The 8,308-nt window shown below is 47.5% G+C and carries 7 protein-coding genes; 4 read left to right on the top strand and 3 right to left on the bottom strand.

The window, feature by feature from the left end; genetic code table 11:
* Nucleotides 1-9 precede the first annotated feature (9 nt).
* A complete protein-coding gene (bfr, locus tag MJ770_RS06440; RefSeq protein ID WP_239250785.1) occupies nucleotides 10-474 on the top strand; it encodes a bacterioferritin in 465 nt (154 codons plus the stop codon).
* Between the two features lie 447 nt (nucleotides 475-921).
* Here the strand turns inward: bfr and MJ770_RS06445 are convergent, their stop codons facing one another.
* Both MJ770_RS06445 and MJ770_RS06450 read right to left on the bottom strand, forming a co-directional pair.
* Nucleotides 922-2,364: a DUF4139 domain-containing protein gene (locus MJ770_RS06445; protein ID WP_239250786.1), complete on the bottom strand. Its 1,443-nt coding sequence runs from the start codon at nucleotides 2,362-2,364 to the stop codon at nucleotides 922-924.
* A 249-nt stretch (nucleotides 2,365-2,613) separates the two neighbouring features.
* Nucleotides 2,614-2,982 (bottom strand): Mth938-like domain-containing protein, encoded by a 369-nt coding sequence (locus tag MJ770_RS06450; RefSeq protein ID WP_239250787.1) that lies wholly within the window; start codon nucleotides 2,980-2,982, stop codon nucleotides 2,614-2,616.
* A gap of 192 nt (nucleotides 2,983-3,174) precedes the next feature.
* Here MJ770_RS06450 and MJ770_RS06455 point away from each other — a divergent pair, with 192 nt between their 5' ends.
* The 3 genes from MJ770_RS06455 to thrC all read left to right on the top strand — a co-directional run bounded on the left by MJ770_RS06455 (nucleotide 3,175) and on the right by thrC (nucleotide 7,589).
* On the top strand, nucleotides 3,175-4,413 hold the full coding sequence (locus MJ770_RS06455; RefSeq protein WP_445083131.1) for a pyridoxal phosphate-dependent aminotransferase: 1,239 nt from the start codon (nucleotides 3,175-3,177) through the stop codon (nucleotides 4,411-4,413).
* 341 nt (nucleotides 4,414-4,754) lie between these two features.
* Nucleotides 4,755-6,068: a homoserine dehydrogenase gene (locus MJ770_RS06460; RefSeq protein ID WP_239250788.1), complete on the top strand. Its 1,314-nt coding sequence runs from the start codon at nucleotides 4,755-4,757 to the stop codon at nucleotides 6,066-6,068.
* A gap of 87 nt (nucleotides 6,069-6,155) precedes the next feature.
* Nucleotides 6,156-7,589: a threonine synthase gene (gene thrC / locus MJ770_RS06465; protein WP_239250789.1), complete on the top strand. Its 1,434-nt coding sequence runs from the start codon at nucleotides 6,156-6,158 to the stop codon at nucleotides 7,587-7,589.
* Here thrC and MJ770_RS06470 read toward each other — a convergent pair.
* A complete protein-coding gene (locus MJ770_RS06470; protein ID WP_239250790.1) occupies nucleotides 7,586-8,224 on the bottom strand; it encodes a phage integrase N-terminal SAM-like domain-containing protein in 639 nt (212 codons plus the stop codon). The two genes, thrC and MJ770_RS06470, sit on opposite strands and share 4 nt — an antisense overlap.
* Nucleotides 8,225-8,308: the final 84 nt, after the last annotated feature.

Consider the following 8,308-nt stretch of genomic DNA (forward strand, 5'->3'; position numbering starts at 1 on the left):
GAGATCAACATGAAAGGCAATACAGATATTATTCAGTTTTTGAATCGTCAACTGAAACACGAGTTGACTGCCATTAATCAATATTTTCTGCATGCTCGCATGTACAAGAACTGGGGTTTTGCCAGCCTGGGGAAGCATGAGTATGAAGAGTCCATTGAGGAAATGAAGCATGCTGATATGCTGATAGACCGCATTTTGTTCCTGGAAGGTCTACCTAATTTGCAGGAACTTGGGAAACTGATGATCGGCGAAAAAGTCGAGGAATGCGTAGCCTGCGATCTCAAGCTAGAGTCGGGCTCACGTGAAACTCTTGTCGCTGCGGTAACCGCTTGTGAAAAGGCTAACGATTATGTTTCTCGCGAACTTTTTAATAAAATCCTGGAAGACACCGAAGAGCACATTGATTGGCTGGAAACTCAGTTGGAAGTGATGCAGAAAGTTGGCATTCAGAATTGGCTACAAAGCCAAATGTAAATCGTTATTTCCGCCGCTGGCAATTTCGTCAGCAGCTTTTTAAATCAGCCTACTTGGTGAAGATTTAATGCAGTTAATTAAGCCCCCAGCAAAAGCTGGGGGCTTTTTAATTGAGCTTATCAAGCGGACGGAAAAGTAGTGAACCGTCTAAGGCGACGATACGCCCAGATTTATTTGGACATACCATACATCTTCTACTCCTTCATTTTCGGATATACGCCCTGACCATTGCTGCATTTAATCCTAAAGGGTGCTTCTAAAATTTAATTTTTCGATCAGCCGCTTCGCAGCTTGCATGCTAACCCGGTTACTAGGCAAGACAAGGCACGAGTAAAAAATTGAACGCAGGATATATTAATACGTTAATGATTATTTTTTCGATTAACGCGATATTTTGACGAAGATTGGTTTTTAGAGGTGACCTAAAGAATATTCTCTCCCACAGCATTAATATTTAATTCGCACTTTGTAAGTCAATACGGTCTTACCATCCGCAGGCACCGTCACTTTCCATTCAGCCATGCCGGATGTCGCCTTAGTGTGAGGTTGAGATTCAGATATCATCGTCCAGTCACCCGGCATGGGTTCTTGAACTACCACTGTGACTGCCTCGTGCTTGGCATTCTTTAATGTGATTTGGTAGGCGCTTTCGAAAATTTGACTGGAGCGTCCCATTCCGGCCAGTTTTTGAAAATCCGTTTGCTTTTTTTCGGCTGTTACATCAAATGCATCCCCTAATTTCAAGCGAATTGGCTCATTTTTAGGTGTGTGATTAATTTGATCTTCACCTACAAATTGGGCATTGCTCTGAGCATCTTTTTTGTAAACCCGGATCACCCCCTTGGGCAGCGGAATTCCTAAGCCATCACCTTTGTTTTGGAATTCTACAAAAACGCCCACTTTGAGCTTTGGGTCGATATTTCCATACTGTCCAGAGTAATAGTAATTTTCGCCTGCCAACACATATTCTTTATTTATAGGTACGTTGGATGCAGACATTAATGCCACCTGCTTGGTTTGGTTCTCCATTAATGTCGTAGGGCGCTGCAGCGTATAGAGATGATATTCGAACAGTGATTCTTCTTTCATTTCCGCCGCGTCTGCCATTTTTGGCGCCATGGACATCATGTTGCGCGAAATAGAATGTCGTTGTCGTACTCGATTCAAATCACCGGCAACAAGTTGAAGCTTGGCATTTGGATATGCTGCCCCACTCTGATTGGTCAGCGTGGCCCAGCCATTGAGATCAAGACGATCATCGTGTTCATTTAATTCAGCTACATAATCGACACGCCATGATAGCCCGGCAGTCAAATAGGAAAGTTCAAGATTTTGTTCACCCGCAACAGGGTTGATAAGTGAGACAACCAGAGTAGGTTTGTCGCGTAAATTTTCCGGAACACCAGAGAACGCCAAGCGACCCGGAACGCCGGTCTCTATACGGTCGGCAAATTTGAGGATGGTACCCCCATTGGTTGCTAGCACTGTGGCTGTTTCTCTAAGTTCAGTGCCAGTGGCTGGGTTGGTCCGAATGACTGTCACCTCTTTGTTGAGATACTTTTCCAGCAGTTTCTGCGGCGTCAATAGATCGAAATCGAAATTTTGCTCCTGCAAGTGGAATCCGTCAGGGTTAGTGATATTGCGCAATAGCGCCGTCTCAGGACGCATTTGAGCGGAGACTTCGCGCCAGGCCAGCTTATTAAAATCACGATCCAATTTAACCAAGCGAGCATCTTTAATTAAAGCCAGATTGTCGTTGTAAACTGTGACAGCTATTTCCTTTTGGTCGGACAACGTTGTTACTTTCTCATCCTGAGGAGCAGCAGCTCCATTTAGAGATACAAGTAGGGTGCTCGTAATTACTACGTTTGCAATTGATATCCTTGGCATTTGATTTCCCCTTGATAGTCCGCGAATCTAAATGTGAAATGTGGCATATTGTTGTGGCTTGTCACACAAGCGATGAACAAAGACGCAATGGGACCGTAAACGCATCCAAAAAGGGATTGCTGTTGCTCCATTCCTTGGTAGATAGCCACGTGCTGGCAGACATGTGAGCGCCAGTTTGACATGATTTTGCTTCAAGTGGGCTAGCTCGGTTTGATGAATGAAGTTGCGTAGTGAGCTAGCCATAACAAGTTATAGCAGGATAGCGGCAAACACTTTGCGGTCTTCCGCCATAAGGATGTTGTAAGTGCGGCAGGCGGCGGGGGTATCCATACTTTCCACCCCGATGCCGGCAGCAGTCAATTGCTGATATAGGCGTGGATGCGGAAATTGCTGCTGGGCGCCAGTTCCAAGCAGCACAATTTCGGGCTTCATGACTAAGAGATAAGTGAAGTGTGATTCGTTTAATGCGTCGAAACTTTGCGGCTGCCAATCGCTGAATACCTGTTCCGGCGTGACCACTATGGGATGCTCAAAGCGTTGGCCACTGACCATGACATAGCCAGCACCGTGGGCAGTAAAAACATTTTGGTTTGTGCGGGTGTTGAGATGCAGTTTCACGCAAGTTCTCCATTTGCTGACCTAGGCGTGCTCGGTTAGAATCACGCTCTTTGCCGTCAGTAATATCAAAGGGCAATAGGCATATTTATGACGTTTTTCGTTCGTGTCAAATTCTAACACCCAGCGGATTGATGTCACAGTTTTGAATCAACAGATTGAAAGGGCCAATTGAAACATTTTGACAGCACAGATATGGAAATCGTGCCCCTTATATTGAAATCCACCAAGCTGGCCAGCGTCTGCTATGACATTCGCGGCCCCGTGATGGCGCGCGCCAAGCATATGGAAGAAGACGGCCATCGTATTATAAAACTGAATATTGGCAATTTGTCGACATTTGGCTTCGAAGTGCCTGAAGAAATTCAGCAGGACGTAATACATAACCTGCCCAACTCTTCCGGCTATGCAGATTCAAAAGGGTTGTTTGCCGCACGCAAAGCTATCATGCATTACGCTCAGCAAAAGAATATCGCCGGGGTAGGACTAGAGGATATTTTTATTGGCAATGGCGCATCCGAATTGATAGTGATGTCCATGCAGGGACTACTAAATACTGGCGATGAAGTGTTGGTGCCAGCACCGGATTATCCGCTGTGGACGGCGGCGGTAACACTGGCGGGCGGCACGCCGTGCCACTATTTATGTGATGAGCAGTCTGGCTGGTTGCCGGATATGGCTGACATCAGCAAAAAAATCACACCCAATACACGTGCCATCGTGCTGATCAACCCGAATAATCCCACTGGTGCCATATATCCAGATTCGTTGTTGCAAGAAATTATAGAAGTCGCGCGCAAAAACAGGCTCATTATTTTCGCAGACGAGATTTATGACAAGGTGCTGTATGACGGCGCAAGCCATACCTCAATTGCTTCGCTGGCAGATGATGTACTGTTCGTCACTTTTAACGGTTTATCCAAAAATTATCGTGCGTGCGGTTATCGTGCTGGCTGGATGATTGTGTCGGGCAAAAAGAAGCACGCGCAGGATTATATTGATGGCTTGGATATTCTTGCTTCGATGCGGCTATGTTCAAACGTGCCAGGGCAATTCGCTATCCAGACTGCACTGGGAGGGTATCAGAGCATCAATGATCTGGTTGCACCAGCCGGGCGGCTGTGTAAGCAACGGGATCTTGCATACCAATTGCTTACCGCTATTCCGGGTGTTACATGCGTCAAGCCGCAAGCCGCACTATATCTGTTTCCGCGTCTGGATTCCAAGATGTATCCGATCAAGGATGATCAGAAATTTATCCTTGAATTACTGGAAACCGAGAAAGTGTTAGTGGTACAGGGGTCAGGCTTTAACTGGCCGGATGCCGACCACTTCCGAGTCGTATTCCTGCCTAATACGGATGATTTAGTCGAAGCGATTGGCCGTATTGCGCGTTTTCTGGAATATTACCGCAAACGGTATGGGAAGAAGTAATGAAGGGCACCATTAAAAATCCAAGTTTTGCGCAACAAGGCATTGCTCGGAAAATTATCGCCGACATATAAACACTATGCCGCGTTTAAATTTTTTATTCGTGCCTTGCTTTCGCTAAGAAATTTGAATTTTTAGCGGCGCACTGAAGAAAGTTCAAGCTTGCGCGTTTATATTTTTAAAGGTATGCATCTGATTTTAAATTAAATTTTATGATGGTCTTTCGGGTGATTTACAACCCCGGCTCGAGTACCCCGCTAATGCTTTCCAGCCTCTATTAAAGGGGGGGGAGAGAAGAGAAGAGGGGATAAGTGTAACGAATTGAACTTTGGAGTTAAAAAATAATGAAAACAATGAATGTAGGGCTATTGGGCATAGGCACCGTAGGTGCGGGCACATTTACTGTGTTGTCACGAAATGCTGAAGAAATTTCCCGCCGTGCGGGTCGCCCCATACGCATTGTTGTGGTGGCGGAAAAAGATGTGGTGCGTGCCAATGAAATTACACAGGGTGTCTGTCGTGTCGTTGACGATGCATTCGCTGTAGTCAGTGATCCAGAAGTAGAAATCGTTATCGAGCTTATCGGCGGTTGTGGTGTGGCCAAAGAATTGGTGCTTAAGGCTATTGCTAATGGCAAACATGTGGTCACGGCTAACAAAGCGCTACTGGCCATGCATGGCAACGAAATATTTGCCGAGGCGCAAAAAATGGGTGTGACAGTTGCATTCGAAGCAGCAGTTGCAGGCGGCGTACCGATTGTCAAAGCAGTACGCGAGGGTCTAAGCGCAAATCGAATTGAGTGGATTGCCGGAATTATTAATGGGACAACAAACTTTATCCTATCCGAGATGCGCGATAAGGGACTGAGTTTTGATACCGTGCTGAAAGAGGCGCAGCGTTTGGGTTACGCCGAGGCCGATCCAACCTTTGACATCGAAGGGGTGGATGCAGCGCACAAGATCACCTTACTCTCTGCGATTGCGTTTGGCATTCCGGTGAAATTTGACAAAGCATATATTGAGGGTATTTCCCAGCTGAATGCAAAGGACATCAAGTATGCTGAACAACTTGGCTACCGCATTAAGCTGCTTGGCATTACCAAACGCACGGCGGCAGGTGTTGAGTTACGCGTTCATCCTACCTTGATTCCGGCCAAACGACTGATCGCCAATGTAGAAGGTGCGATGAACGCAATAGTCGTACAGGGCGATGCAGTCGGTCCGACGCTATATTATGGCAAAGGCGCGGGTGCGGAACCAACGGCCAGTGCGGTAATTGCTGATTTAGTTGATGTAACGCGTTTGCACACCGCCGAGCCGGAGCAGAGTGTGCCTCATTTGGCATTCCAGCCGGATCAATTGATCGATCTGCCCATTCTGCCAATAGATGAGGTGATGACCTGCCACTACATGCGCCTGCGAGTGCAGGATGAACCTGGCGTGCTGGCCGATATTACGCGAGCGCTGGCTAATGAAAAGATTTCGATTGATGCCCTGATTCAGATAGAACCGAGCGAGGGTGAAGACGAGGCGGACTTGATTCTGCTGACCCATTTGACGCTCGAAAAACACGCCATTGCAGCTATTGCCAAACTTGAAAAATTGACAGTAGTAGTGGGTAAAGTAACACGCATCCGTATGGAAACGTTGGGCAAATAAGGTATTCCGTCTCTACTGAGAAAAACTTACTCTATCCCCTTCACTCCTGTAAATGGAACAGGGATTAAAAGCGAAGCGAGCAAAGCAATGAAATACATCTCCACACGTGGCAACTCACCCGCTAAAAATTTCACCGAAATCCTGATCGGTGGGCTTGCACCCGATGGCGGCTTATACTTGCCGGAAGAATATCCGCAAACAACGCGAGCCGACCTGGATAGTTGGCGCAAGCTGTCTTATGCTGACCTGGCTTATGCGGTACTGTCCAAATTTGCAACGGACATTCCCGCAGCAGACCTTAAAGTGATCGTCAATAAGACCTATACATCTGCCATTTATCACAATGCCCGTGCTGATTCTGACACGCAGCAAATTACCCCACTGCGTACTCTGGAGCCGGGAGTGCATATTTTAGAACTATCCAACGGCCCGACCTTGGCATTCAAGGACATGGCGATGCAATTGCTGGGTAATCTGTTTGAGTACGTGCTAGATAAACAGCACGAAGAACTTAATATACTAGGCGCCACTTCCGGTGATACAGGCTCGGCGGCAGAATACGCCATGCGTGGCAAGCGTGGCATCCGCGTGTTCATGTTATCGCCACACGGCAAAATGTCCGCTTTCCAGCGTGCGCAAATGTATTCGCTGCAAGAGCCAAACATTTATAACATCGCCATCCGTGGCGTGTTTGATGAGGCGCAGGACCTGGTCAAGGCCGTATCCAATGATCACGTCTTCAAGGCCAAATATAAAATCGGTACGGTCAATTCAATCAACTGGGCGCGCGTGATGGCTCAGATTGTTTATTACTTTAAAGGTTACTTTGCCGCGACACAGTCCAATGATGAAAAAGTAGCATTTTCAGTGCCGTCCGGAAATTTCGGCAACATTTGTGCTGGCCACATTGCACGCATGATGGGCTTGCCCATCGGTCAGCTTATTCTTGCCACTAATGAAAACGACGTATTGGATGAGTTCTTTAGAACAGGTATCTATCGCCCGCGTACGACGGATCACACCTATCACACCAGCAGCCCGTCGATGGATATCTCCAAGGCATCTAACTTCGAACGCTTTATATTTGATCTGGTTGGACGCGATGCAGCCAAAGTGCGCGAATTCTGGAGCAGCATTGATGCAGGGGGTGCCTTCGACATCAAGGCCACGCCCTATTGGCATGAACTGCCTAAATTTGGATTCGCTTCAGGCAAAAGCTCGCACCTCGACCGCCTCAAGACCATCCGCGAGCTGTGGCAAGATTACAACGTAATGATCGATACCCATACCGCCGATGGGATCAAAGCCGGCCTCGAACAACGCCGCCCCAGCTTGCCGCTAATCTGCCTGGAAACTGCGTTGCCCGCCAAATTTGAAGACACCATCATCGAAGCCCTCGGACGCAACCCAGAACGACCAGCCGGATTGCAATGCATCGAGACATTACCGCAACGCGTCGAGGTGATGGACGCAGATTTGGAAAAGCTTAAGGCATTCATTGCTGACAACATTCCGAATTAGAGCTCAAAAATATCCAAGGTTTTATGGTGAGCGCGGCGGGCACACGGGTCAAAACGGTCTGTCGCGGGTAAATGGGCCCTGATTGAGGGTGTGTTTGCTATGTGGTCACTTTGTGCCAATTGCAGTCCTTCGAGAATATTCTTCAAAGCTGACATACGTATGAGTGCGCTGATGATCAATAGTGTCTGGCTTTCACCATAAAGTAAGCGCGCCATCAATGCAGTCGAGCCAGACATATGCGCCAAAACTGCTGAAACCTCCTCTGGGGACATTACCACCGGAATGCGCCGGTGCTGTTGAATGCGATTGAAGCCGGGCATTTTATTGAGGGGTGTTTCCAGTACATCCCGATAAAGAAATGCGAGTGCGTTGAGTGCTTGTGTTTGTGTTGAAGCGGATACTTCCCGTTGCACAGCCAAGTGATTTAAAAACTGAGCTACATCCCCTTCCCGAAGTTCTCGCGGATGACGTTTATTGAAATGGAAGATGAACTGGCGAATCCAGAAACGGTAGGCTTCCTCTGTCCGTTTGCTTAAATGTCTGCGGCGGCACACCTCATGAATTTGATTCATTAAGCGAGGCGGATGGGTGTTGGAATTGGCTTGGTGGGTGTGGGCAGGTTGGGGTGACCCCATAAGTGTAGCTCCTTGGTTGGTGGTTAAAATGCGCAAGATTATACAAAACTGGTCTGCCTATACTATTATGCATATGCGGACAGG

Origin of the sequence: Candidatus Nitrotoga sp. M5 (assembly GCF_927904885.1) — a bacterium.
Classification (GTDB): domain Bacteria; phylum Pseudomonadota; class Gammaproteobacteria; order Burkholderiales; family Gallionellaceae; genus Nitrotoga.